Origin of the sequence: Chitinophaga sp. RCC_12 (assembly GCF_041360695.1) — a bacterium.
Classification (GTDB): domain Bacteria; phylum Bacteroidota; class Bacteroidia; order Chitinophagales; family Chitinophagaceae; genus Chitinophaga.
This window is the reverse complement of record NZ_JBFUPS010000005.1, coordinates 335,445-361,187: the sequence shown is the minus strand read 5'-3', so window position 1 is coordinate 361,187 and position 25,743 is coordinate 335,445. Positions and strand designations below refer to the sequence as shown.

Below are 25,743 nucleotides of genomic sequence, written 5' to 3'. Positions count from 1 at the left end.
AAATGATCTCAATACACTACTTAGCTTACCATCGGCAAATACTTCTTCCGGTTTTCAATGATTACCCAGATATTAATTGCCAGCATCACAAGTGCGATAGGCAGCCCTGAAGGAGCATATAAGATATTTGTTAAAACAATTCCTACCATTACCGGGAGAATAACTATTGCGCCAAGTGCCCTGGTTTTATTAGGAATGAAAAGCGCACCGCCTATCACTTCAGCTGCTCCAACAAGCGGCATTAACCAGCTTATCTGCATAAAGGCGCCCATTAACTTCATCATGCTTTCAGGCATGTCTTTGGGTACCGGCATGTAGTTAAAGAATTTGTTCAGTCCCGCGTTAATAAACATAAGTCCGAAAAGAAGACTTACGACAAATAGGATTTTGTTTTTCATAGTTTTTATTTTCCGTAAATATACATTTCATTTTTATCTGCTGTATATCCGCAATATGAGTTGTGGAGAAATTCTACTTTTTCAAGGATGGCAGCAGTTCGTCTAATCCTTCCATAGCCATTCCCAGGCCTTCTTTGAAGCCCATTTGAATGGTTGCTTCCAGTTGAGCCAGATCGGCATAAGAAATGTGCAATTGCACCAGTGTTACAGCTCCTTTGTCAACAAAGGTGACGTTCCATTCCGATTGCGGCATCTCTTTATTGATATTTCCTGCTGCATCTGCAAAAGCATCGAGCCCGGTGAATTTTTTCTGCACCTGGATGTTTTTGTAGGTGGCCAATGCCCAATGTTCCTCGCCTTCCGGACCCACCATGGCGTAGTGCCAATGTCCGCCTTCTCTGAAGTCCATTGTTTTTGTTCTGGCTTTCCAGGGTTTTGGCGCCCACCAGAGGTCGAGGATTTCGCTTTTCGTATAGGCGTCCCAAACCAAAGGAAGTTCCGCGGCAAATTCCCGTTTAACGGTGATGGTGTTGTTCTCCTTGTTTACAGAAAAATCAAACGATAGATTCTTACTCATTTCTTTTTGTTTTTTATAGTTAACAATACTTGGTCTAGTTCATTAAATCTCCCCTCCCACAATTCCCTGAATTGCCCGAGCCATTTATCAATTTCCTGCATTTTATTTCCGTTGAGCTGGTAGAAAATTTCCCGGCCGGATTGTTCCTGTTTCACCAGTTCACATTCCGTCAGGATGCGCAGGTGTTTCGAAACAGCCTGCCGGCTTATTTCAAAATGTTCAGCTATGGCGTTGGGTGTCAATGCCTGAACCGCAATAAGTAATATGATGGCCCGTCTGGTCGGGTCGGCAATAGCCTGAAAAACATCTCTTCTCATTTCTCCGTAATTTATTCATGCAACCGATCAGTTGCAAATATAAGCAACTAATCGGTTGCGCAAAATATTTGGAGAATTTTTTTTGGCGGGAAAAGAGAACAGGTATCAGGTGAAAAAGTAAATATCACTTCCAATAAGTTGATTATCAGCGGAATTAAATCTTTATAACGCAAATTTTATCGAATAAAAAAGCCGGTCTGATGACCAGCTTTGGGAAACCAACCGAATATTTTACCTGCTTTTTAACCTTCCATCATTTTTTTCAGAATCCCCAGCGTACCATTCCAATAGAAATTCAAATGCTGGTATATAGTCTCCGTGGGGAAGTTAGTGAGTGTCAGCGACAACAAAGTATGCTCCTCCTCCGGCGCCAGTGCAAACCGGATAACGGTATAGTTCTCCCGGCTATCGGGCAACCGGGACAATGAACTTAAAAAGTCATAACTCACCGCATGTCCTGGTGAATATTCCAGCACCGTTCCTTTGTTCTCAAACTTTGCATGATGAAAGCCGCTGACGACTAATGGCGATCCTACCTCCCAGGTAGTAGCAACACTGAGATTCAGCTCTGCACCTCCCATCCATTGTGTCATTAGTCTAACATCTGTAATTGTTTTCCATACCTCCGCAATGGGAGCATTGATTACTACTTTTCTGTCTATCATTTTTTCCATTCTTTGAACTTTATTATTCCGCGGCCCAAAGTATTTTTTTCAGCAAGGACTAATTTTTCATCCTATGAATTTAGCTAAACTTTAAACGCAGCTATTAAAAAATTGTGAGGGTATAGAAAATTTAATAGCTTTAAGTCAACCAACAATTATCCCTGACGATGGAAGATGAATGGATTTTATCGGCAACGTAACTGTCGAAATCATAAGCTTCACCACCATCCATTACCCTCCGGATCCTCCAACCCCTGATGTAGCATAAGGCATTGATCAGAACGCGTGATAACGCATTCCTCCATCAACAGTGGCAACAGCACCAGTAACATACCCTGCACGGGGCGATACCAGGAAAACAGCCATGTTGGCCATTTCCTGTGGTGTGCCAAAATCACCCAGCGGAATTTCGCGCTCCGCAAATTTCCGGCGTTCCTCGCCCGGAAAGTAGGGTCGTATATTCTCTGTATCTATTAAGCCTGGCTGCAGGCAGTTGACCCGGATACCATATTTTCCCAGTTGCCCCGAAAGCTGTTTGGACCACGCTACCACCGCAGCTTTGGCTATCGCCGACACATTAATGGTACGTAATTCATACGTGCTGATCAGGTTCAGAATAGCCCCTTGCTTACGTGCTATAAAATGGGGCAACAGCTGTTGCGTTAATTGCCGCTGTCGGTCGAAGTCCAGTGTCATTGACTCCACCCACGGCTCCTCAGGCCCAACAACTTCCACCGGCCGGCTACGACCGGCATTGTTAATAAGAATATCCACATGCCCCAAAATGGACAACGCCGCGGCGGCAATCTTTTGCGGCCCGTCGGGCGCGACCAGGTCCTGGACAAAAATAACCGGCTCCACGCCACCTGCCCCTGCCACTTCGGCTTTAAAGCTATCCAGCAACGCTTCGTTTCTTCCAACGGCCAGGACCCTGACTCCTTCAATAGCCAGTTCTTTTGCAATTGCCCGGCCAATTCCCTGGCTGGCGCCCGTTACTACTGCGGTTTTCCCGCTTAAATACAGATCCATATTTTTAGATTAATCTTTGTAAAACTCATTTTCATACCAAAAAAACAACGGCTGAAAATTTCTTTGTAAAAGTAGCGGGTAGCATCTAAATTTACAGGCTATACAACCAATTGTACGGTACTAACAAACGTGTAAGTAATGGCAACCAGAAAGAAAAACTCAACTTATAGCCGCAATGAAAACATCATTGTGGAATGTGATCTTACCTATGCGGTTAATAAAATCGGGGGCAGGTGGAAAATTCTTATCCTGGATAAACTAGCGGAGAAGAAAATGAGGTTTAGTGAATTGAAACACGAGTTCTACTACATTACGGAACGCATGTTAACCCTGCAGCTACGGGCAATGGAACAGGACGGACTGGTTAAACGAACCGTATATGCGGAAGTGCCTCCACGGGTGGAATATGAACTCACTAAAATGGCATTGGAGTTCGGTCCTATCTTTAAACAGCTAAGTGCCTGGGGAGGCAAACACCGGGATTTAACGAAGAAAGAAATTGTGTAATGGGACTGGACAGCATTGACCTATTGGTCGAAATTGAGAATTATTTCGGCATTCAGATTCCGGATATTGAAGCAGCAGAAATCTTTACAGTTCAGAATATGGTCGATGTAGCAGCGAAGCATTTGCATGTTGCTGACCATGGTATGGATCTTAAAGCGCAGGTCTTTCAACAGGTAGCTGATAGTATCTCATCAACAAATCATGAGATTAAGCTGACCGACAAAATCTCCACCTACCTCTCTCCTGGTGATCAAAAAAGCTGGTCGGCTTTTAAAAACCATCTCCGGCTTGAAGTACCCCAACCTGATATTTTTGCCCGCGCACCAAAATATGATTGGACTACCATTACCATCGATCAATTCACAACCTCCATATGCGCCCGCAACTTCAAAACGCTGATTGATAAAAATAAGATCAAAAGTAAATATGAAGTATATGTTATCATAATGGGTATTACCGTTGCCAAAACAGGCGTTGACTACTATGAGATAACTCCTGATAAATCTTTTACAAGTGACCTGGGCATCGATTAAGATCCCGCCCACTAACGGCTTCCGGGCCCTCCGGGAAATACATTAATATAATTAATCATATTTGATAAAAAGACCTCAAACGAAAAATAACAGTTTCTTCACAAGCAAAACCCCATGATTTTTTCGTTTGCTCTCAAAGTTTTATTACTTTTGGCCCCCAAATGAGAGTAGCTATATTTTTCGCATATCTGTGTTTCCTCCTGCTCCGGGGGGAAGGCTATGCTTTTACAGCTACCCATCATAACGATATTTCCAACTCTTTCGCCAGGAATGTTGAACACAAACACCGGATTAAATTTACCGACACCAACCAGGATAATTCTGTTGTCAGCAATTTAGACAATGAAGAAGAATGCCTGATAAGTGATGACATTGAAGAAGAAGATGCGAATAATTTTCTGGCCAGAAAATATAAACTGCTGGCCAGGTATTACCTGACACTCCCCGACCTCGACGTTTTAAGTTATCTCCATAAATGCTTTAAAGCCCCCACACCTTATCTGGGGCATCTTTCCAATAGATACATTACGCAAAGCGTTTTAAGAATCTGATCAATAGTATACATCAGTTACCGAGGGTGTGATTATTCATGCCTGGCGGATGTATATTCATTTTACTTCCTCCGGGCTCCTGCTCCGGCGACTAATCTTTTTGCGTCCATAGGCATCCCTGCCTTACAAGCATCCCATCGCTTAATATCCATTTAATATTATGAGTAGAATTGTCATGTTTACGGGCTTGTTTGTCATGTTGTGCCATACAAGCTGTAAATCAAAAAAAGAAGTAAAAGAAGAGGCGGGCAAGTTTACCGTTACCAGCCCGGTAAGAATCGACACTTCATTTACCAACGAATATGTTTCGCAGATAAAATCTGTCAGGAACATCGAGATCAGGGTCCAGGAACGGGGGTATCTCCAGAACATCTATGTAGATGAGGGCCAGTTTGTAAAAGCTGGTCAGCTACTGTTCAGGATCATGCCGAAAGTTTATGAGGCGGAACTCCAGAAAGCAGAGGCAGAAGCCAAAGCAGCAGAGATAGAACTGCAGAATACCAAAACCCTGGTCGATAAAAATGTGGTGTCAAAAAATGAGCAGGCCATGGCGCAGGCCAAACTTGACCAGGCAAAGGCCGAAATGGCACTGGCGAAACTCCACCTCTCGTTCACAGAAATCAGGGCGCCGTTCGACGGCACCATTGACCGTATTCCATTCAAACTGGGAAGCGTTATCGATGAAGGTGGTCTGCTGACCAGCCTTTCAGACAACACCCAGATGTTCGCCTATTTCAATGTATCTGAGCCGGAATACCTCGACTATGCCACTAACGCAAAAGGCCGGGGAAGCAACAAAGTAAGCCTGCTCCTGGCCAATAACCAGCCCCTCCAATACAAAGGAGACGTGGAAACCATTGAAAGTGAGTTTAACAACGAAACAGGAAATATTGCCTTCAGGGCAAGATTCCCAAATCCTGACAAGCTTTTAAGGAATGGAGAAACAGGCAAAGTGCTCATGACCATTCCGCTCAAAAATGCATTGGTCATACCGCAAAAGGCAACTTATGAAATCCAGGATAAATTATATGTTTTTGTGGTTGACAAAAACAACATGGTAAAATCCAGGAACATTGCCATCCGTGGGCAGATGCCCGACATGTACGTAGTTGAAAACGGCATTTCAGAAACTGATAAGATACTGCTCGAAGGTGTTCAGAAAGTAAAAGATGATGATAAGATCACCTATGAATACCGGAAACCCGAGGAAGTTATTTCCCATCTGCGATTAAAAGCGGAATAGTTCAATCTAATAGTGTAGATCAATGCTTAATAAGTTTATACAGCGACCGGTTCTGTCCATAGTAATATCGCTCATTATTGTCTTCCTCGGCGCCTTAGCCATATCTCAGCTACCGGTAACCCAGTTCCCTTCCATATCGCCGCCAAAGGTGAATGTAACCGCGGAATACCCGGGAGCGAACGGTGAATTGATGATCAAATCAGTGATCATTCCGCTGGAAAGGGCCATCAACGGCGTTCCGGGAATGAAATACATTGCCTCCGATGCGGGTAACGATGGAGAGGCTTCTATCCAGGTAGTATTTAACCTGGGTACCGATCCAAACCAGGCATCGTTGAATGTTCAAAACCGTGTGGCATCCGTAGTGAACAAACTGCCGCCACTGGTAGTACGTGAAGGTGTTAAGATCACCCGTGAGGAATCCAACATGCTCATGTACATCAACCTTTACAGTGACGATCCGCAAACGGACCAGAAATTCCTTTTCAATTTCGCTGATATCAACATCTTACCGGAATTAAAAAGAGTAGATGGCGTTGGCTTCGCTGATATTCTCGGTAACCGGGAATATGCCATGAGGATTTGGCTGAAACCAGACCGCATGCTGGCTTACAAAATTTCCGCCGATGAAGTGATGAAGGCCCTGGGTGAGCAAAGCCTGGAAGCATCTCCGGGTAAAACCGGTGAAAGCTCCGGGAAAAGATCCCAGACCTTTGAATATGTGCTGAAATACCCCGGAAGGTTTACGAATAAAGAAGGATATGAAAATGTGATCCTCCGGTCCAGCCCGAACGGTGAAATACTGCGGCTGAAAGATGTAGCCGACGTGGAGTTTGGCAGCTCCATGTACGATATCTATTCCAACCTGAACGGCAAACCTTCGGCGGCCATTGTGCTCAAGCAATCGTACGGAAGTAATGCCAGCCAGGTGATCAAGGATGTAAAGGCCAAAATGGCGGAGATCAAAGCCAATTCGTTTCCCAAAGGAATGGATTATGAAATCAGCTATGATGTATCCAAATTCCTCGACGCCTCTATTGAAAAGGTAATCCATACCCTGCTGGAAGCCTTTGTGCTGGTAGGTTTGGTGGTATTCCTGTTTCTCGGCGACTGGCGCTCTACCCTCATTCCTGCTATGGCCGTACCCGTGTCGCTCATCGGAACATTTGTGTTCATGCAGTTTTTGGGTATCACGCTCAACCTCATCACGCTGTTTGCGCTGGTGCTGGCCATCGGCGTGGTAGTAGATGACGCCATCGTGGTAATTGAAGCGGTGCATGCCAAAATGGAAGAAGAACATCTCTCGCCGCTGAAGGCCACTAAAAAAGCCATGCACGAAATCGCCGGCGCTATTGTGGCCATCACATTTCTGATGGCAGCAGTGTTTATCCCGGTAGCATTCATGTCGGGCCCGGTAGGTATCTTCTACCGGCAGTTTTCCATTACCATGGCCACCGCCATTATCCTGTCGGGCGTGGTGGCGCTTACGCTTACACCAGCGCTTTGCGCCATGATCCTGAAGAATACACATGGAGAAGCCAAAAAGAAAAATGCGCTCAGCAAATTCCTGGATGGCTTTAATAATTCATTCAACCGCACCTCCGGAAAATACCAGAAAATACTGGGTGTCATCGTTAACAGGCGGGCGCTCACCTTTGGTATACTGGTGGTTTTCTGTGCCGGGATATGGGTCATGAATAAAACAGTTCCTTCGGGCTTTATTCCCAACGAAGATCAGGGAATGTTCTATGCCATCATACAAACGCCACCCGGATCATCCCTGGAAAGAACCAACCAGATAGCTGAAAAGCTGCAGAAAATTGCAGAAGGCGTGGAAGGCGTACAATCCGTTTCCTCCCTGGCAGGTTATGAAATTCTTACTGAAGGAACGGGGTCCAATTCGGGCACCTGCCTCATCAACCTGAAGAGCTGGGAAGACAGGAAACATTCTGTCCAGGAAATCATCAGTGAACTGGAAGAAAAATCCAAAGACATCACCGGTGCTACTATCGAATTTTTCCAGCCGCCTGCTGTGCCGGGCTACGGAGCCGCCGGTGGCTTCGAATTACGTTTGCTGGATAAAGCCGGATCAGGTGATTATAAGAAGATGGAAACGGTGAGCCGCGACTTTGTAAAAGAACTGGGCAAACGCCCGGAACTGTCGTCTGTATTCAGCTTCTACAGCGCCAGCTTCCCGCAGTATATGCTGAGAATTGATAACGATATCGCGCAGCAAAAAGGTGTCAGCATTGACAATGCCATGAATACGCTTTCCACCCTCGTGGGCAGTAACTACGAAATCAGCTTTATCAAATTCGATCGCCAGTATAAAGTGATCGTACAGGCATCGCCACAGTACAGGGCATTACCCGACGATATCCTGAAGCTTTACGTAAAGAACGACCGTGATGAGATGGTGCCGTTTTCGGATTTCATGAAAATGGAAAAGGTGTATGGTTTATCAGAGATCACCCGGCATAATATGTACAACGCCTCGGAAATCAGCGGCGCCGCCGCACCAGGGTATAGTAGCGGCGAGGCCATCAAGGTAATCAATGAAGTGGCGCAAAAGAGCCTCCCGAGAGGGTTTGGGATCGACTGGGCCGGTATTTCAAAAGACGAGGTAGCCCAGGGCAACCAGGCCATCTATATATTCCTGATCTGTCTTGGTTTCGTATACCTGATCCTGGCTGCGCAATACGAGAGCTTTATCCTGCCGCTGGCAGTAATTCTCTCCTTACCTCCCGGTATCTTCGGCGCATTCTTCTTATTGAAATGCCTGGGACTGGAGAATAACATTTACGCACAGGTAGCCATGGTGATGCTGATCGGTTTGCTGGGAAAAAATGCGGTGCTGATCGTGGAGTTTGCGGTGCAGAAACACCGCGCGGGAGAAACGGTGCTGAAAGCGGCCATGGAAGGATCAAAGGTAAGGTTCCGGCCTATCCTCATGACCTCCTTCGCGTTTATTGCAGGGCTGATCCCGCTGGTACTGGCCTCCGGCCCAGGCAGGGTTGGTAACCGTACCATTGGTACCGCCGCTGCCGGCGGTATGCTTTTCGGAACTATTTTCGGTGTGCTGATCATACCCGGGCTGTACTACATCTTCGGCAAACTTGCAGAAGGACATGCACTTGTGAAAGACGAAGAAGAAAATCCTTTAACAGAAGAAATTGATAACAATGTATAAATTCAGGATACATAGCGGCGTTGGCCTGGTTGGTATCTGCCTGGCCATCGCCAGTTGCAGGGTGCCGGCCAGCCTGCCGTCGGCTGAGAACAGGTCCGTTCCCGGGTCTTATAACGGCAACGGGGATACGACAAATACGGCAGCTATTGAATGGAGAAACTTTTTCACCGATAAAAACCTCGTGGACCTGGTAGACACTGCGCTGAAAAACAACCAGGAGTTGATGGTCACCCTGCAGGAAGTGGAAATAGCGAGGAATGATATCCGGTTCAGGCAGGGGGCGTTGCTGCCAACAGTCACCGCCAGAGCGGGTGTTGGCGTGGAAAAAGTAGGAAGATATACCAGCCAGGGCGCCGGTGACGCCTCTACGGAAATCACTCCCGGTAAAGAAATGCCCGATCCGTTGACGGATTTGTCCATAGGCGCTTATGCCAACTGGGAAGTGGATATCTGGAAGAAGTTACATAACGCCAAAAAGGCCGCGGTAACCAGGTATTTATCTACCGTGGAGGGCAAAAACTTTGTGCTGACAAACCTCGTCGCGGAAGTAGCTAATTCTTATTATGAACTCCTGGCCCTCGACAACCAGCTTCTGATCGTAAAACAGAACATTGAGCTGCAAAAAAATGCCCTTGAGATTGTAAAGGTGCAGAAGGAAGCCACCAGGGTAACGGAGCTGGCCGTGCAGAAATTTCAGGCCGAAGTACTGAAGTCGCAAAGCCTGGAATTTGACATTCTTCAAAATATAAAAGAAACAGAAAACAAGATCAACTTCCTGCTGGGACGCTATCCGCAGGAGATTATCCGGGACAAGGGTAACTTCCTAAGTGCAGTGCCTCCGGCAGTAAGTTCCGGTATTCCTTCACAATTACTGGCTAACCGGCCGGATATCAAGAAAGCAGAATTGGAATTGGCTGCTGCGAAACTGGATGTGAAAATTGCGCGGGCGGAATTCTATCCTTCCCTGGGTATTTCTGCAGGTGCAGGATTCCAGGCATTTAAGCCATCTTACCTGTTCAAGATGCCGGAGTCTTTATTGTACTCTCTTGCGGGCGACCTGGCAGGGCCGCTTATTAACCGGAATGCCATTAAAGCCGAATTCAGTAACGCCAATGCACGGCAATTACAGGCCATGTATAATTATGAGCGCACCATTTTAAATGCATACTTCGAAGTTTCCAATCAGCTTTCCAGCATCAGTAACCTGGAAAAGAGCTATGATTTGAAATCGAAACAGGTGGATGCCCTGACCCGGTCCATCGATATTTCCAACGACCTGTTCAAGTCGGCCAGGGCCGATTACCTGGAAGTGCTGATGACACAACGGGATGCCTTGGAATCCAAACTCGACCTGATAGAAACAAAAAAACAACAGCTCAATGCTGTGATTAATGTTTACAGGGACCTTGGGGGCGGGTGGAAATAAAAAACTATCTGCATGAAAAAGCCGGCTGTGATAGCCGGCTTTTTTTATGTTATAAAGAATTTTTTATGCCATTTCTGTTGATAGTTTACCTGGGCAACATAACATCCAAGGATGCCAGCCGCTTCAAGTCATAATTAAACGGTTCCGGAGCCGTATAACTCCAATAAATACTCTGTTGTGAAGGCCCTGCGGGAGCAAGAAAGAACTGTATCCCGTTGCTATCTGCATCTACCATAATATGCGTAACATTATCAAGATTAACAAACTGATAGGTCTGTTCCTGGGCACATTTAAAAAGGAAAGCCATGTTGATATTTTTGATACAAAATACAAAAAAGTTAATAATAATACCTTCTTCACCAAAACTAGCTGTATTTTGTCAAAAGCTTTTCTTTAATGATACAGCAACCTATTTTAATATCATTATATTCAATCGTTATGGAAAACAACCTGTTAAAATCCAAGCAACATTTTGAGGTACTGGATGGTTTGAGGGGGCTTGCAGCTCTTTCCATTGTTGTATTCCACCTGTATGAATTCATGGTTCCCGATTATACTAAAAGTCCGATTGGCCATGGTTACCTGGCAGTGGATTTTTTCTTTTGCTTATCAGGTTTTGTGATCGGCTACGCCTACGATGAACGGGCGCCGCAACTCGGTCTGCGGACTTTTTTCCGTAACCGCCTGATACGCCTGCATCCCATGGTGATATGGGGCAGCGTAATTGGTTTGCTTGGCTTTATCCTCGATCCCTATATCGGTGCGGCTTCTGTTGCCGAAGCGGGCGTAGGCAAAATAGTCCTTGCTTTCGTATGTTCGTTGCTGATGTTACCTTTTCCCTGGTTCCCGGGAAGAGGCAGCGGGCTATTTCCCTATAATACCCCGGCATGGTCGCTGTTGATGGAGTATATCATCAACATCGTTTACGGGCTGGTATTGTTACGCGTTGCTAAGCGCTGGCTGCTGGTTTTACTGGGCTTGTCAGCCATATGGATTGCGGCTGTAGCCAGGTACCGGGGCTGGATCATTACCGGTTGGGATGCACCTACTTTTGCGGATGGTTTTGCGCGGGTATCCTTCTCTTTCCTGGCAGGTCTTACGGTGTATCGCTTTAACCTGATCATCAGGAACCGGCTGAACTTCTTGCTGCTGGGCGGTTTGCTGATTGGCATATTTATGTCGCCTCACCATACCAACGACTGGATTACGGAGATGATACTGGTGATGTTTGCATTTCCGTTACTTTTATCATTAGGCGCCGGCGCAGCGGCACATGGCTGGATACGCAGTTTCTGCACCTTTACCGGCCGTCTGTCTTATCCTTTGTACATGACGCATATTTGGGCAGTATGGATCTTTGGTAATTATCTCAATGCAAAAAAGCCTGGTCAGGTTGAAATGTACCTGGCTGCCACTGCAGTATTTGTGGGATCTGTTTTACTGGCTTACCTGGTACTACGTTTTTATGATGAGCCGGTAAGGAATTGGCTGACGAAAGGCAATAAAAATATAAAAGAGAAGCGTTTACCCGTTGAAAGTTTGGCAGCTTCAAAAAGCTGATGCACAACAGATATTTATGACCGATTTTGAACTGCTTAGAAAGAATATCGAACAATACATCCAGATTACAGACGCGGAATTTGAACAGTTTACTGTTAATTTTCATCACAGGAAGATAAAGAAAAAAGCATTTCTTCTGCGGGAAAACGATACCTGCAAATATGAAGCCTTTGTAACCAAAGGCTGTTTCCGTATTTACTATTCTGACGAAAAAGGTGATGCCCAGATCCTGTACTTCGCAGTAGAAGGCTGGTGGGCAACAGATATAGACAGTTTTATTAACCAGAAGCCCTCTATCCTGAATATTGAGGCATTGGAAGACAGTGAAGTACTCCTCGTCAATAAGCCGGATAAAGACATCCTGTACGAAACGCTCCCCAAAGTAGAAAAGATGTTCCGGATCATGAACCAGAAATCACTGGTCACCTTTCAACGCAGGGTCATTTCTTCATTAGGCAAAACTGCCGATAAGCGTTATCTGGAATTTATAGAAAAATACCCGGACCTCGAACAACGCCTCAACCAGCAACATCTGGCCGCCTATCTCGGTATATCACATGAATTTTTAAGCAAAATCAGGAAGAAGCTGTCCGGCAAATAGTGCATTTTTTGAACTAGTTCAAATTCCAGGAAACAGAAGCCCGCTACTTTTATGGCCTAAAAACAAGCACATGAAAAAAGCACTGTTGATTATTGATGTACAAAATGATTATTTTGATGGCGGCAAACATACGCTGGTAAACGCCGCTGAAGCCGGCAAACAGGCACAGCAGGTATTGCAAACGGCAAGAAAACGGCACATACCGGTTGTTCATATACAACATTTCTCCACTAACGAAGGCGCAGATTTCTTCCTTCCTAATACCCACGGCGCAGACATACATCACTGTGTAAGCCCCGCCCCGGATGAAAAGGTAATCATCAAAAACTATCCGAATAGCTTCCGTGAAACCGCACTGCTGGAATATCTTCAGCAAAACGGTATTGCCAGTCTTGTTATTTGCGGCATGATGACGGATGTATGCGTGGATGCCACCGTAAGAGCTGCAATGGACCTCGGTTTCACCAGTACAGTTATCGGTGATGCATGCGCTACCCGGAACCGTGAGCTGTATGGTAAAACAATAAAGGCAGAAGAAATAAACAGCGCTTACCTCGCCGGAATGACCGCCCTCAATGGCCTCTATGCAAATGTAATTACAGCGGCGGAGTTCATGGAGCTGTAGTACATCTCCCTGATTCCATCCTTTTGACTACAACAATGAGTACTTTGGCTACATCTGTTTTGTGATTGCTGCGGACCTTTGCATCAACAACAAAACAATTATATGAACATCGTACTTACAGGTTCGTTAGGGAACATTGGAAAACCGCTCGCACAGGATTTAGTGCAAAAAGGACATACGGTTACCGTAATCAGCAGCAATGCTGACAGACAAAAAGACATTGAAGCATTGGGTGCAAAAGCTGCGATCGGCACCATAAAAGACGCTGATTTTTTATCGGTCACTTTCAAAGGAGCAGATATCGTGTATGTTATGGAAACACTTGACGCGGCCGGTGGCTTCTTTGATCAGGACGTTGACTTCATCGCCACTATCAGCCAGATTGGGCACAATTTTAAACAAGCTATCCTGCAATCAGGCGTGAAGCAGGTGGTGCATCTCAGCAGTGTTGGCGCGCATATGGACAAAGACAACGGTATACTTATTTTTCATCACAATGTAGAAAACATATTAAAGCAACTGCCGGATGATGTTTCTATTAAATTTATGCGCCCTGTTGGCTTTTACACCAATATGTTTTCGTTTGTACGCACCATAAAAACACAAGGCGCTATCATACAAAATTATGGAGGCGCCAACAAAGAGCCCTGGGTTTCACCTGTAGATATCGCAACCGTTATTGCCGAAGAAATGGAGATGCCTTTTGAAGGCAGGCAAATCCGTTATATCGCAAGCGACGAATTTTCGCCTGATGAAGCTGCTTATTTTATTGGCCAGGCAATCGGGAAGCCTGATCTGAAATGGCTGGTCATCCCTGATGAACAATTGTTGAATGGTTGGCTGTCGGCAGGAATGAACCCGCAAATTGCGAAAGGATTTATAGAAATGCAGGCCGGTATGGGTAGAGGTATACTGTATGAAGACTACTACCGGAACAAGCCAGTATTGGGAAAAGTTAAACTTACTGATTTTGTAAAGGAGTTCGCGGCCGCTTATAATCAGTAGCAAATGACTATCTTTAATTACTAAAAAAAATAAAACCATTAAGGAATTAAGGAAATCCTGGTTCCTTAATGGTTTAATATATTATGGCAGGTACAAAACCATACCGGATTAAAACAATCAGCGAATTTCATCAACTCCGGAATTTGTCGAAACCTGAGCACCCGTTAATCAGTGTGATAGATTATGCTACGATGCCGCATCCAGAAAACAGCGGGATAAACTGGATTTGCGACTTCTACTCTATCTCTGTAAAACGGGGCTTGAGCGGCAAGGTGGTGTATGGACAACAGGAATATGATTTCGATGAAGGTGTCATGTTTTTTATTTCACCTAACCAGGTTTTCAGACTTGAAGTTAATCCGAACTTAACAGCAAAACGCTCAGGTTGGATGCTGCTGATCCACCCCGATTTCTTATGGAATACTCCTTTGGCCAAAACTATTAAGCAATATGAATATTTTGGTTATTCTGTAAACGAAGCGTTGCTGCTTTCCGAAAAAGAAGAAATAGTTATCAATAACATCTTTCAAAACATTCAGCAGGAATATCATTCCAATATTGATAATTTCAGCCAGCAAATCATTATCCCGCAAATAGAAACCTTACTCAATTATGCGGAAAGGTTCTATCATCGCCAGTTCATTACAAGAAAAATTACCAATCACAAAATTCTAAACCGTTTGGAAGAATTGCTGACAGATTATTTCAGCAGTGATAACCTGATGGAAAAAGGGCTACCTACTGTTCAATACGTTGCCGGCACATTAAACGTGTCCCCTAAATATTTAAGCAGTTTATTAAAAGTACTGACCGGGCAAACGGCACAGCAACACATCCACGAAAAGCTGATTAAAAAAGCCAAAGAGAAATTATCCACTACCGATTTATCAGTAAGCGAGATTGCTTATGAATTAGGCTTTGAACATTCGCAATCATTCAGCAAATTGTTTAAAAGCAAAACCAATCTTTCACCTTTGGAGTTCAGGCAGTCATTCGGCTGATGGACTACCCCGTTGCTATCACTCCGCGCGGAATTTTACTTCATTGGCCCAATGTGCCTTCCAATCGGGATGAAACGCCCTTGCATTCAATTTTGATACGCTCCGTTCCTTTGCCAGCTCCATGCAGCTACCGGGTGCGCCGTTATCGTTTACCCTGAATGATAGCTTAATTGCCTGTCCTTTGTCAATGGCGGCCTTTACTTCCGGCAACTCCGACCACGGAATAGCACACTCTGTGATCAGCGTATTGCCCTCCCTGCGCACCGCCAGCTTCCCGTTTCTTACCGCCCCTTCCCCTTCCGAACGTGGTTGTCGCGGGAAAAAGTGTTTCCGGTTTAAGCCGGGCGCCAGCAAGCGCCATATTTCTGTACCACCGCCATATTCGGGCGACACCTGGTTGAGTGCATATTCGTAATCCGTACATTTGTACCCGGTGTAACGCGGCATGGTACCCGGCGGATAAGCCAGCATTCCGTCTTTTCCTTCGGGCAGCACATTAAATGCCAGCAACACATTATCGTAAGCATATCCCAGGCCCGAATTATCAGGTGTTACCGGGTTTTTACGGTACGTATAGTGCCGCACCCCCGAAGGCCAAATCAGTGGTAACTTCACTTCTTTATTCACCAGCGATAACGCAACTCCAGCAGGTAATTGCGATGGCACACCTACTATATGATACCCTGCCTTGCCATATACGTTTTTCCAATTGCCACGGGTATCAAAATCTTCTTTTACAAAAATACCGGTAGCAGCAGTTGGCGCATCAAATAACAACGCCGCCAGTTTGGGCGTATACCACCAGCCGTTGCTATGCAATACGATCCTCACTTTTCCGGAAAGCTGCAATACTTCCCAGGCGCCGTTCCAGAGGTTGTTGATTTTACGTTGCAACAAACGGCCGCCGTTACTGTATACTTCCAGTACCACTCCCGGCACCCGCAACGCAGGGAGGTACAACGCCACCTGCGTGAGCGAATCCAATTGCAGGTCTACACCGAATGAATTGGTATTATCGCTGCTTTCCAGGTAATGCAGGATACGGCCATTGCCGGCAGGGAGCTGCAATGCCGACTCTCCTTCTGCAGGCGCATTGCCTTCTTTGCAGATCAGCGCCTCCTGCATGTCCATGGCATAGGCGGTATCGGGATAAAAGAACTCATCGTCCGGGCGCTGTTCAAAACGGTAAGTGCCCGGATGCGGCGTGCTGTCCGCTGTTTTGGCGGCAAAATAAAAATATTGGTCGTCGTATGCGAAATAGCCGTTAGCATAGCCATTTGCACGGGTGTCAAAATTTTTGAATGGATACCAGGCAGCTTCAGTTAAACTAACCTCTGCAACGCCCTGGCTGCTTACCGTTTGGGGCAATGCCGCTTTCCAGTCGTCCAGCTGGCCATCTACGTGTATGCTTAACCGTGAAATAAGGTTCACATGCATATCTTCATCATGCACTGCCATGCCATCTGCACCGGCATCAAAATGAACCGACAGCGGATAGGTGTTATTCACGGAAGTCTTGCCCCCTTTGATCTTTACAGGAACAGTAATGGTTTCATGCGGCGCCAGCTTCACCGTAGCGGGAGCTTCAATATCCAGCCCCCCCAAAGTGATTTGCAAACGCCCTTGCACCGGACGGTTCAGCATATTGGTCACCTGGAGTGGCATAAGTGGTGATTGTTCAATACGCGCAGTCATATCTTCTGCCATGATTTCCACCGGCTCATACCCTTCTATACGCGCGGTTTTCAGCGCTGCCAGCATAGCGGCAAACGAACCTTTGGATCCGTTTGTCCGAAGATAGTATCCCTGGCTGTTCAACGGAATTTCGAGTTTGCCACCTACCGGTAAGATAGGGTTACCGTAAAAATCGAATAACTGAAAGGCAGCAGGCAGGATCATCTTCCCCCCCGTTAAAGGTTCATAGGTAACCGGCTTCCCGGATGCCCGTAACTTTTCAGCGGCAGCGGTTTGCGCCAGTCCGCGTACTTCCCGGAAGAGCACCCGTTCCGGACCAAATGCCTCGCCGATATCGCCACATATCACTACGGTGCCATCGTCGGGATTTTTTTTAAGCCCGTCAAACACCATCACCCAAGGCAGTCCTTTGGTAAACAACAGCTGCTTAAAATCCCGCTCTCCTACCAGGTGCTGTACGGCACCCAGCGCCGCGGCCTGGGACCATGTATCAGGAATACGCGTAATTTCTTTCACACCGTCAGGCGTATTAATTTTACGGGTGAAATGTTCACTGCCCCGGCCACCGGTATACATATATCCTGCGTAAATACCCATAGAACGGTCGTAGCCGGCGGAACGGCTGGTAGCCACGGTAAGGCCTATACGATCATCGGTATTACCCACCCAGCTTTCGGTATCCCAGATCTTCACACGACCGTGCGGCGATTTACGGTTCACCCATTCCGGATAAATAGCGGGCGACTCCAGTCCCTGGTAGTGGATCGAGCAGAAATCGAAGATGGGCAGGAACGTCATTTTACCATCTGCAAAAAGTTTATCCCAGGCATTGGAATTGGAATCGCCACCGCCTACCAGCACATCGGCTCCTTTTTTACGGGCATCCAGTACGGCCTGGGCCATTACCGTATATATTTCCCGGTAACGCGGAATATCTGATTGCCAGCCGGAAATAGACAAGCCTTCCCAGGGTTCGTTCCACAGTGACACCGCTGTTACCGGCCCTTTAGGCCAGCCATGTTTCACGCAAAGCCGGTGTACAAATTCCTGGAAATCCTTATCGGACGAAGGCATCCACACCATGTCCTGCTTTGTTTTTTTCATCACAGCAGCGGTGTCAAGAAATGAACGGGGTCTGCCCAGTGGCTGGTCTGCCGATCCCGCTCCAAACATCAGCAACACGGTGATATTCTTCTCTCTGTACTCTTTTAATTTACGGTCAATAGCTTCCATTTTTGCCGTATAGTCTTTGGCGGTAGTAGGCGTGTAGTCCACGCCCATACGAATAGCCTGCACACCTATCCGCTGCAGGAAATCAGCGCCCATATCGTCGAGCGATTGCTTTGGATACTGTATCCGCTGCGGATTTGCGGCAAAGGTGCGTACCAGGCTGGTAATAAACCTTCGGCCATATTTGCCGAGATCCATCACCAGCGCATAACCACCAAAACGGGAAGGAATTACGGGAAGGTGATCGATGTTGACATATCCCTTCGGGGAAATATTTACCTTCACCGGCGTAATGCTGACAGTGGCAAATTTCACCATCTCCGGCTGCCACACGTCACCCGGACGGCCTTTGGTGCCATAGCTGATCAGTTCTATCTTCCCCTCAGTAGTTATGGGTTCATCGAGCTGGTTTACCACCTGTATCGTATAGGCAGGCTGTTCTCCGGGCCACAACACATTGGTATTGTTGGAAGCCTTCACCAGCATTACATCATAGCTATAATGCCGTTGGTTATTTCGTACGCCCATTACCGTTTCATAGTTCATCCATTCTTCCGGTGCTTTCATCTGAGCCATGCCACTCACTGCGCTGACGAGTATCAGCACCGGCATCCATATATATTTCATCTGTTATTGCTTTATAAATTTACGCTGACCGATCATCTGACCAGTACCGGCGTCTGAAATTACCAGTATGTAGGCGCTCTGCGGTAAACTGCTTACATCTATCTTCCACGGTCCGCTACTTTTTCCTGGTATTGTTTTTACCATTTTTCCGGAGAAATCGTAAATACAGACCATACATGTTTTGGGCTTTGTTAGCCGGATGTCTACATTCAAAACATTCACTACCGGGTTCGGATATACGTTTAATCCCGAAGACAGCGTTACCAGTTTACGGGTGGACAGGGAGCTACTGCTATCCACGGCTGCCGGCGACGTCCAGAGATATAACACTACCTTGTTAGCGTTGTAATCATCTTTGGTGATCATGTACTCGCCGGTAGACCGGTGATAGGCTTTGATCCCATATTGTGAATCCACATCGTTGCCTACATATACGTTGGGGTTACTGCTGTTCATGGTAAGCACCAATGCGCCGGTGGTAAGATCAAAAACATCGATATCGGGAATTGCATAGTAGCCGACAAAAAGATAATTTCCTGCGGCCGACATGGACTTAGCCTGGGCGCGGCTCAGCGTAATAACGGTGTCGGGCGTACGATTTCCGGCTACCCATCCGTGATATACTTCTATGCGGTTGCCGATCAGCGTCCAGTCGGTGCTGCCGCCGGCCAGCACCATCACATCACTGGCAGGGATGTATTGCAGCTGGTTTAACCGGGCGATGGTAGCGGGTGTAGGCGTGGATATCACCGGTCCCCAGATAGGCTTTCCGTTGCTGGCAAAACCCGTTAACGGGTAATGCTGGATCGCATTTGTTTTATCCTGGGAGATCCAGATATCACCTAAAGAATCAAGACAAAATCCATTCCTCACCTTGGAGATGGTATCGCCAGGGATCGCGATGTATCCATCTGTAGCAGGATTGAAATAATATGTGTAAAACACATCAGCGTTCTGGTTGTTGGCTACCAGGATCCGGTGGCCGCCTACATTGGCCAGGTGGCCAAAATGTTCACCCCGGGCACGGTCGCTCATCTGTATCCGCGCATCCCAGGGATAGCGGTACGGATCCACGGTGTTGGCCACATACGCGCCGCCATCTGTGCCGGTATAGGAATAAATGATATTTCCGCTGTAAAGCAGTTCGCCATCAGTGCCTGCATCGGCGGCGGCACAGCCTTCAAAGTTCAGCGCCTGTAAAGTCCACAACAGTGAACCTGCTGTGCTGTAGCAATGAATATCAGTAGCCCCGTTCCTGCCCAGGTCCCACGTCCCTCCCCAGGGATTGTTGAGCACATACAACTTACCGGAAGCATCGCGGCCAATGCCTACTACCCGGGTAAAACGCTTGTCGCCCGCAGCTCCGCGGATACCGCCCGTTTCATTGAGGTAACCGCCTAACGCACCAAAGGTACCACTCAGTACAGGCGTTCCCGTTAGGTTAGTATAAATCTTGATATTCATATCCGGTCCCTGATCGCCTACCAGTAATTGTCCCCTGGCACTATCTGCATATAGAGCAGACGGACGCGCAGTGACGCCAACATTCAACACCGTGCCTGCCACACCGGTGGAATCGAAACGGCGTATGGTGCCGCCACCCAGCTGCACTACCCAAACAGCGCCGGCGCTGTCGACCGCAATAGGCCCCGGCGAGGTAACGGCCCATTGTCTTATTAAAACGCCACCAGTGGTAAATACCGCCACGCGGTTGCCGCTGGAATCGCTGACATATACACGTCCACCGGAAACGGCTATACCGCGGACGGCATCACCGGTACCTGTGCTGGCGGTAAACAACAGGTCGCGCAGCTTAGTGCTGCGGTTGTAACGTCCTATTTTACCGCTGTTGGGCGCCTGTTGTGCGGTAAAGATATAAGTGGCATTACCACCAATAGCGCTGCCCTGCGATTCTTTAGTACCGCCCATACCGCCAATGGTAGCTCCATTCTGATAGATGCCGATATTGCGTCCCTTCTCATCCCATAATGAGGCAGTATATACCACTCCTTCCGGCGATACCCACATGGAACGGGCGCAATTGCCCACATAACTGGTTACATTGGAAAAAGTATTGCCTACCCAGGTGGTGGTATACTGCGCATAGCAGAAGGCAGCTGTTAACAACAGCCATAACGTGGAAGTAATTCTTTTCATCTTTATAAATTTAAGATGTTAGTAACCATGATTCTGTACCAGCCGTGGATTACGTCCTATCTCCCTCAGCGGAACAGGCCACAATGCCTGATCTGCGTTAATGCCCAATACTGCTACTGCCCTGCCGGTACGCACCAAATCGTAAAACCGGTGACCTTCAAAAGCCAGTTCTTTGAACCGCTCGTTTTCTATCGCGAGGGCGAGATTAGTCTCCCCGCCATAGGGAAAGTCGTGTCCACCCGGTGCGGTTAATGGCTCTGCAAAAGCCCTGCGGCGGATAATGTTCAGCGCTTCTGTTGCTTCGGCCGTTTTGCCCAGGTTGTTCAGCGCTTCTGCCCTGACCAGGATAATGTCGGCCAGCCGCAACGCAATAATATCCGGCTCTGTACCACTGGTTAAGCGGGTATACTTATTTACATACGGCACCGCGGGACTGGAAGTAGTCAGGCCCAACGCCGCATTCTTCCTGATATCGCCGGTTTCATAGGCGCCAATGATCTTTGCCGTGGGCGTTATCTGGTAACTACCGGGCTGTATACCCGCAGGGATGCCATTCACCGGCACATATAAACTGAATAGGCCGTTGGCCTGTGAAGAAGAACTTACAAACTGTATTTCGAATATCGCTTCCGTACTATTTTTACCGCCGGTGGAGAACATGCTGCTATAGGCCGCAGCGCCGCTTACCAGCGTATATACCGGGCTATTCATTACTTCAAGCGCTTTGGCTGCCGCGGAATCATAATTTTTCACGCTCAGGTATGCCTTTGCCAGCAAGGCTTTGGCTGCACCCTGACTGGCCCGTCCCCTGGTAGATGCGGCCGCGGCAAACGTAGCAGGCAAAGCAGCTTCAGCTGCCTTCAGATCTGATATGATCAGCTGAAAAACACTGTCGACAGGCGACCGTGCAATGGTAAAATCCGCATTAAAAGAAGTATAGGGCTCCAGTACCATTGGCACAGCGCCATAAGCTTTTACCAGGTTGAAATAAAAATATGCCCGCAGAAAATGTGCTTCTCCCAGCAACTGCTCCTTCCGCCCACCTGTAAACAGGCTGTCTTTCATGGCAGGCACATGTTTCAGCAAATCATTAGCGCGACCAATACCGGTGTAATTATTCTGCCAGTAGCTTGCTACAATGGCGTTATCCACCGGGATACCGTGATTGGTAAACGGACTGTAATTGATCAGTAAAGCTGTGGTAGCGTCGGAGGCGGCATCGAAAGCCACTGGGAATTGCATCGACATACTTTGTATGGCGGGGTAAATGCCTACCGCCGCGCTTTCCGCATCGCTGGCAGTTTGCCAGAAGTTTTCATCTGCAATGGTATACTCCGGCACCTGGTCCAGTACTTTGGTACAGGAAGCAAATGCGAAGAGAAGATATATAAGTCGTAATTTTTTCATAGTGGCTGCTTTTAAAAGTTCACATTTAATCCGAGCAGGAACGTGCGTGGCTGCGGTTGTACGGCCCAGTCGATACCCAGCTGCGAGTTCTTCACCGACTGGTTCTGCGACTCAGGATCCAGGCCGGAATAGCTGGTGATCAGGAAGAGGTTTTGCGCACTGGCATACACTCTGGCGCTGCTGATCCTTATCTTTTTGAGCAGCTCTGTCCGGAAAGTATATCCCAGCGTAATATTCTTCATCCTGATAAATGATCCGTCTTCCACGAAGCGCTGCGATACTTCCCCGTTGGTTAAACTATTGGGCGTGGTAGGGTCATTGAACACGGCCTTCGGCACATCGGTATTGGGGTTTTCTGGTGTCCAGCGGTTCAGCGTACGTACGTCGCCGTTATTGTAGCCGCTCATGCGCTCCAGCATGTTGCGCGTTTGGTTGTATACCTTGTTGCCGTACGACCAGTACAGGAAGAAGCTCAGGTCCACTCCCTTATAACCAAAAGTATTGGTAAGGCCACCGGTATAATCCGGTAACGCATTGCCGAGGATCACACGGTCGGCTGCCGTTATCCTTCCGTCGGCATTGATATCATCATAGATCATGTTCCCGGTTTTAGGATCTACTCCTTTGCTGCGATAGCCAAAGAAGGAACCAACGGGCTGGCCTACACGAAAAATACTGGTGGGCAAACTGGTACCGAACGATCCGGGCAGGCTTTCTGTAAAGTCGGAGCTGGAAGGGTCACCAGCCACTGTTTCAGGCAGACTGGTAATTTTATTCCTGTTGAAATACAAGTTAAAGTTAGTGCTCCAGGTAAATTTGCCACGGATGTTATCTGTATTGATGCCTATCTCCAGTCCTTTATTTACCATTTGCCCGATATTAGCGCCATTGGTGCGGTTAAACCCGGAGGTATAGGGAAGGTCCAGTTTAAAGATCAAACGGTTGGTGAGTTTGCGGTAGGCATCTACCGTAACACTGATCCTGCTGTCCCAGAAGCTCAGGTCCAGCCCGAGGTTGGTGGCGGTAGTCGCCTCCCAGCTAAGATCCACATTTGACAAAGAGGTAGCTGCAATGCCGGCTTCCGAACCATAATTATAGCCGGTGGAATAAGTGGCGAGTGCGGGAAAGTCGCTTCCAAGTCCTTCATTGTTACCCGTAACGCCAATGCTGGCACGCAGTTTCAGCTCATTAATAAAACGCTGCTGTTTCATAAAGGCTTCATTGGTTACCCGCCAGCCGGCAGCCACAGAGGGAAAGAATCCATATTTTTTATTTTCGCCGAAGCGGGAGGAGCCATCCGTGCGCAGTACCCCTTCCAGCAGGTACCGGTCGTCGTAATTATAACTGAGGCGGCCAAAATAGGATACCAGCCCCCATTGCGAACGGTAATCCAGCGGCGCAGAAAGGGACGTAAAACCGGTAACTGCCTCGATGATATCGGTTGAATTGGTATTGCCGGAAACACTGATCCTTCTCACATTGGCTTCCTGCGCGCTTTGACCGAGGAGGGCCGTTAATTTGTGTTTGCCTTTTAACACCGGCGCATAGGATAATGTATTTTCATTGACCCATAAGAACTGTGTGAATACAGACACAAAGCCACTCGCGGCAGAACCATTGTTCACCAGTTTCGACTGGTACCGGTCGTCGGTTACCTGCTGGTTATCGAAGCCAAAACTGGTTTTAAATTTCAGTCCCGGGAGGATGGTATACTCGCCATATACATTGCCGATATAGCTGTTCACGATCGACTGGAACCGGAGGTTATTAGCGATCATCACGGGGTTGGTCCAGCGGCGGTTTTTATCGGCATAGTAAGTGCCGTTAGGATTGTAAATGGGGTCATTGGGATTTTCTATCAATGCCAGCGCCAGTACTGATTGCCCGGAGAAGCTATTGTCCATGCGGTTGTTGGTAGATCTTACCCCGGTTAAATTCACACCGATCTTTAATTTGTCGGTAGCGGCAAAATCAAAGTTCACGCGGCCGTTAAAGCGTTTATAGTGTTGTAGCCCTACAATAGTGCCTGTTTGATCCAGGTAACCAAGGGATACATAGTGTGATGTTTTTCCTGTACCCCCGGAGATAGATAAATTATAGTTAGATACCGGCGCCGATCTGAAAATGGCGTCCTGCCAGTCGGTGTTACGACCGGTGTTTACTACCGCGGAATCCACGGGCAACCCGGCGTTGACACGGGATTCCCGGAACAGTTCTACAAACTGTTCGCCGTTCAGCAGTGGCAAACGTTTGGGGATGTCTGCCACGCCGGTATACATGTTGAAATTAAAACGCGACTTACCTTCCGCACCTCTTTTAGTGGTGATGAGGATAACGCCGTTGGCGCCCCTGGAGCCGTAAATGGCAGTGGCGGCGGCATCCTTCAGTATTTCCACCGACTGTATATCGTTGGGATTGATGTTGTTGGTAGTTGCAATCCTTTGCCCGTCGCCAGAGACGCCGTATTGGGCGGCTGGAAGATTGCTCATGGGCACACCATCTATTACATACAGCGGGCGGTTTTCACCAAACAAGGAACCGTTACCACGTATACGGATATACGTTTCATCGCCGGGAGCGCCGGAATTCTGCACTACCTGTATGCCTGCTGCCTTTCCCTGCAAAGCGGCGTCCAGGCTGGTTACTGCAACGCCGGTAAGCTCACTGCCTTTGATGGAACTTACGGAAGAAGTCAGGTTCTTTTTCTGCTGGGTGCCATAGCCGATTACCACCAGGTCGTTTAGCGAAGCGCTTTGCAGCTTCAGCACAATGTTGATGAGCGACTGCCCCTTAACGTTTACCTCTTTGGATTCAAACCCTACATACGAACAAACCAGGATGCTGTTATCGTCTGGCACGGCAAGGGTGAAGCTACCGTGGCTGTCGGTAGTAATGCCCAGCGACGTACCTTTTACCCGGATGCTCACGCCTGGCAGCGGCGATCCTTTCTCGTCCGAAATGCTCCCGGATACCGTGATCCGGTTCAACTCCTTCCCGGCAGGAAGGGAGGTTGTTTTTTTAGTGATCACTACTATCTTATCCGTTATTTCATATTGGAGGGAGAGCTTACCCAGAAAGGATTTCAACACCTGTTCCAGGGGCTGGTCCCTGCATTCGAGCGATACATTGTTAAGTGCTGCCGGCTGATCGCGCCAGATAAAGGAATAGCCTGTTTGTTGTTTTAACAGCGCCAGCACTTTTTCCAGCGGCACATTTTTTACGGAAATTGTTACCTGTTGTGCGGCAGCGTTTAAATGCAGCAGCAGGATGGTCATAAAGATCCATAGCGGTTTGGCGGGCCATTTCTTTACGGCCGGGAGAGTGCCTGTGGCAAGGAATATCATATTTTTCAGTCGTGGATTTTAAACATTAGCAATCATAAACGTGGAAATTTAATCA

The 25,743-nt window shown here is 47.5% G+C and carries 20 protein-coding genes; 11 read left to right on the top strand and 9 right to left on the bottom strand.

Annotated features, from left to right (window positions below; translation table 11 throughout):
- Positions 1 to 20: 20 nt before the first annotated feature.
- From AB6805_RS17270 to AB6805_RS17250, 5 genes are all read right to left on the bottom strand, one after another.
- Complete coding sequence (locus AB6805_RS17270) at positions 21 to 398, bottom strand: DoxX family membrane protein (RefSeq protein ID WP_370910689.1); 378 nt, start codon at positions 396 to 398, stop codon at positions 21 to 23.
- A gap of 73 nt (positions 399 to 471) precedes the next feature.
- Positions 472 to 975, bottom strand: coding sequence for an SRPBCC domain-containing protein (locus tag AB6805_RS17265; RefSeq protein WP_370910688.1), 504 nt, complete (start codon positions 973 to 975; stop codon positions 472 to 474).
- Positions 972 to 1,292, bottom strand: coding sequence for an ArsR/SmtB family transcription factor (locus tag AB6805_RS17260; protein ID WP_370910687.1), 321 nt, complete (start codon positions 1,290 to 1,292; stop codon positions 972 to 974). Before AB6805_RS17260 ends, AB6805_RS17265 begins: the two co-directional genes overlap by 4 nt.
- A gap of 242 nt (positions 1,293 to 1,534) precedes the next feature.
- Positions 1,535 to 1,966, bottom strand: a complete 432-nt coding sequence (locus AB6805_RS17255; RefSeq protein WP_370910686.1) for an SRPBCC domain-containing protein — start codon at positions 1,964 to 1,966, stop codon at positions 1,535 to 1,537.
- Between the two features lie 267 nt (positions 1,967 to 2,233).
- A complete protein-coding gene (locus AB6805_RS17250; RefSeq protein ID WP_370910685.1) occupies positions 2,234 to 2,986 on the bottom strand; it encodes an SDR family NAD(P)-dependent oxidoreductase in 753 nt (250 codons plus the stop codon).
- A 138-nt stretch (positions 2,987 to 3,124) separates the two neighbouring features.
- Here AB6805_RS17250 and AB6805_RS17245 point away from each other — a divergent pair, with 138 nt between their 5' ends.
- From AB6805_RS17245 to AB6805_RS17195, 11 genes are all read left to right on the top strand, one after another.
- Positions 3,125 to 3,493 (top strand): winged helix-turn-helix transcriptional regulator, encoded by a 369-nt coding sequence (locus tag AB6805_RS17245; RefSeq protein WP_370910684.1) that lies wholly within the window; start codon positions 3,125 to 3,127, stop codon positions 3,491 to 3,493.
- The gene (locus tag AB6805_RS17240; RefSeq protein ID WP_370910683.1) at positions 3,493 to 4,026 is read left to right on the top strand and encodes a hypothetical protein; all 534 of its coding nucleotides are present in this window, start codon (positions 3,493 to 3,495) and stop codon (positions 4,024 to 4,026) included. Before AB6805_RS17245 ends, AB6805_RS17240 begins: the two co-directional genes overlap by 1 nt.
- Before the next feature lie 161 nt (positions 4,027 to 4,187).
- Positions 4,188 to 4,577: a hypothetical protein gene (locus AB6805_RS17235; RefSeq protein ID WP_370910682.1), complete on the top strand. Its 390-nt coding sequence runs from the start codon at positions 4,188 to 4,190 to the stop codon at positions 4,575 to 4,577.
- Positions 4,578 to 4,737: 160 nt separating this feature from the next.
- A complete protein-coding gene (locus AB6805_RS17230; RefSeq protein ID WP_370910681.1) occupies positions 4,738 to 5,820 on the top strand; it encodes an efflux RND transporter periplasmic adaptor subunit in 1,083 nt (360 codons plus the stop codon).
- A gap of 22 nt (positions 5,821 to 5,842) precedes the next feature.
- Positions 5,843 to 9,010 carry an efflux RND transporter permease subunit gene (locus tag AB6805_RS17225; RefSeq protein ID WP_370910680.1) on the top strand — a complete coding sequence of 1,056 codons (3,168 nt, stop codon included), beginning with the start codon at positions 5,843 to 5,845 and terminating at the stop codon, positions 9,008 to 9,010.
- Complete coding sequence (locus AB6805_RS17220) at positions 9,003 to 10,436, top strand: TolC family protein (RefSeq protein WP_370910679.1); 1,434 nt, start codon at positions 9,003 to 9,005, stop codon at positions 10,434 to 10,436. Before AB6805_RS17225 ends, AB6805_RS17220 begins: the two co-directional genes overlap by 8 nt.
- A 438-nt stretch (positions 10,437 to 10,874) precedes the next feature.
- Positions 10,875 to 11,996 carry an acyltransferase family protein gene (locus tag AB6805_RS17215; protein WP_370910678.1) on the top strand — a complete coding sequence of 374 codons (1,122 nt, stop codon included), beginning with the start codon at positions 10,875 to 10,877 and terminating at the stop codon, positions 11,994 to 11,996.
- Positions 11,997 to 12,012: 16 nt separating this feature from the next.
- The gene (locus AB6805_RS17210; RefSeq protein ID WP_370910677.1) at positions 12,013 to 12,597 is read left to right on the top strand and encodes a Crp/Fnr family transcriptional regulator; all 585 of its coding nucleotides are present in this window, start codon (positions 12,013 to 12,015) and stop codon (positions 12,595 to 12,597) included.
- Positions 12,598 to 12,667: 70 nt separating this feature from the next.
- On the top strand, positions 12,668 to 13,222 hold the full coding sequence (locus AB6805_RS17205; protein WP_370910676.1) for a cysteine hydrolase family protein: 555 nt from the start codon (positions 12,668 to 12,670) through the stop codon (positions 13,220 to 13,222).
- A 102-nt stretch (positions 13,223 to 13,324) separates the two neighbouring features.
- Positions 13,325 to 14,227, top strand: a complete 903-nt coding sequence (locus tag AB6805_RS17200; protein ID WP_370910675.1) for an NmrA family NAD(P)-binding protein — start codon at positions 13,325 to 13,327, stop codon at positions 14,225 to 14,227.
- Positions 14,228 to 14,310: 83 nt separating this feature from the next.
- A complete protein-coding gene (locus AB6805_RS17195) occupies positions 14,311 to 15,228 on the top strand; it encodes a helix-turn-helix domain-containing protein (RefSeq protein WP_370910674.1) in 918 nt (305 codons plus the stop codon).
- Between the two features lie 18 nt (positions 15,229 to 15,246).
- Here the strand turns inward: AB6805_RS17195 and AB6805_RS17190 are convergent, their stop codons facing one another.
- From AB6805_RS17190 to AB6805_RS17175, 4 genes are read right to left on the bottom strand one after another with little or no spacing between them, the layout of a single operon-like run.
- The gene (locus tag AB6805_RS17190; RefSeq protein WP_370910673.1) at positions 15,247 to 18,780 is read right to left on the bottom strand and encodes a hypothetical protein; all 3,534 of its coding nucleotides are present in this window, start codon (positions 18,778 to 18,780) and stop codon (positions 15,247 to 15,249) included.
- 3 nt (positions 18,781 to 18,783) lie between these two features.
- Positions 18,784 to 20,937 carry a T9SS type A sorting domain-containing protein gene (locus AB6805_RS17185; RefSeq protein ID WP_370910672.1) on the bottom strand — a complete coding sequence of 718 codons (2,154 nt, stop codon included), beginning with the start codon at positions 20,935 to 20,937 and terminating at the stop codon, positions 18,784 to 18,786.
- A gap of 18 nt (positions 20,938 to 20,955) precedes the next feature.
- On the bottom strand, positions 20,956 to 22,344 hold the full coding sequence (locus tag AB6805_RS17180) for a RagB/SusD family nutrient uptake outer membrane protein (RefSeq protein WP_370910671.1): 1,389 nt from the start codon (positions 22,342 to 22,344) through the stop codon (positions 20,956 to 20,958).
- An 11-nt stretch (positions 22,345 to 22,355) separates the two neighbouring features.
- A complete protein-coding gene (locus tag AB6805_RS17175) occupies positions 22,356 to 25,688 on the bottom strand; it encodes a SusC/RagA family TonB-linked outer membrane protein (RefSeq protein WP_370910670.1) in 3,333 nt (1,110 codons plus the stop codon).
- Positions 25,689 to 25,743: the final 55 nt, after the last annotated feature.

What these genes read in the sequence shown, in the direction of transcription:
- AB6805_RS17270 (WP_370910689.1), bottom strand. Translation starts at nt 398, where the DNA reads ATGAAAAACAAAATCCTATTTGTCGTAAGTCTTCTTTTCGGACTTATG.
- AB6805_RS17265 (WP_370910688.1), bottom strand. Translation starts at nt 975, where the DNA reads ATGAGTAAGAATCTATCGTTTGATTTTTCTGTAAACAAGGAGAACAAC.
- AB6805_RS17260 (WP_370910687.1), bottom strand. Translation starts at nt 1,292, where the DNA reads ATGAGAAGAGATGTTTTTCAGGCTATTGCCGACCCGACCAGACGGGCC.
- AB6805_RS17255 (WP_370910686.1), bottom strand. Translation starts at nt 1,966, where the DNA reads ATGGAAAAAATGATAGACAGAAAAGTAGTAATCAATGCTCCCATTGCG.
- AB6805_RS17250 (WP_370910685.1), bottom strand. Translation starts at nt 2,986, where the DNA reads ATGGATCTGTATTTAAGCGGGAAAACCGCAGTAGTAACGGGCGCCAGC.
- AB6805_RS17245 (WP_370910684.1), top strand. Translation starts at nt 3,125, where the DNA reads ATGGCAACCAGAAAGAAAAACTCAACTTATAGCCGCAATGAAAACATC.
- AB6805_RS17240 (WP_370910683.1), top strand. Translation starts at nt 3,493, where the DNA reads ATGGGACTGGACAGCATTGACCTATTGGTCGAAATTGAGAATTATTTC.
- AB6805_RS17235 (WP_370910682.1), top strand. Translation starts at nt 4,188, where the DNA reads ATGAGAGTAGCTATATTTTTCGCATATCTGTGTTTCCTCCTGCTCCGG.
- AB6805_RS17230 (WP_370910681.1), top strand. Translation starts at nt 4,738, where the DNA reads ATGAGTAGAATTGTCATGTTTACGGGCTTGTTTGTCATGTTGTGCCAT.
- AB6805_RS17225 (WP_370910680.1), top strand. Translation starts at nt 5,843, where the DNA reads ATGCTTAATAAGTTTATACAGCGACCGGTTCTGTCCATAGTAATATCG.
- AB6805_RS17220 (WP_370910679.1), top strand. Translation starts at nt 9,003, where the DNA reads ATGTATAAATTCAGGATACATAGCGGCGTTGGCCTGGTTGGTATCTGC.
- AB6805_RS17215 (WP_370910678.1), top strand. Translation starts at nt 10,875, where the DNA reads ATGGAAAACAACCTGTTAAAATCCAAGCAACATTTTGAGGTACTGGAT.
- AB6805_RS17210 (WP_370910677.1), top strand. Translation starts at nt 12,013, where the DNA reads ATGACCGATTTTGAACTGCTTAGAAAGAATATCGAACAATACATCCAG.
- AB6805_RS17205 (WP_370910676.1), top strand. Translation starts at nt 12,668, where the DNA reads ATGAAAAAAGCACTGTTGATTATTGATGTACAAAATGATTATTTTGAT.
- AB6805_RS17200 (WP_370910675.1), top strand. Translation starts at nt 13,325, where the DNA reads ATGAACATCGTACTTACAGGTTCGTTAGGGAACATTGGAAAACCGCTC.
- AB6805_RS17195 (WP_370910674.1), top strand. Translation starts at nt 14,311, where the DNA reads ATGGCAGGTACAAAACCATACCGGATTAAAACAATCAGCGAATTTCAT.
- AB6805_RS17190 (WP_370910673.1), bottom strand. Translation starts at nt 18,780, where the DNA reads ATGAAATATATATGGATGCCGGTGCTGATACTCGTCAGCGCAGTGAGT.
- AB6805_RS17185 (WP_370910672.1), bottom strand. Translation starts at nt 20,937, where the DNA reads ATGAAAAGAATTACTTCCACGTTATGGCTGTTGTTAACAGCTGCCTTC.
- AB6805_RS17180 (WP_370910671.1), bottom strand. Translation starts at nt 22,344, where the DNA reads ATGAAAAAATTACGACTTATATATCTTCTCTTCGCATTTGCTTCCTGT.
- AB6805_RS17175 (WP_370910670.1), bottom strand. Translation starts at nt 25,688, where the DNA reads ATGATATTCCTTGCCACAGGCACTCTCCCGGCCGTAAAGAAATGGCCC.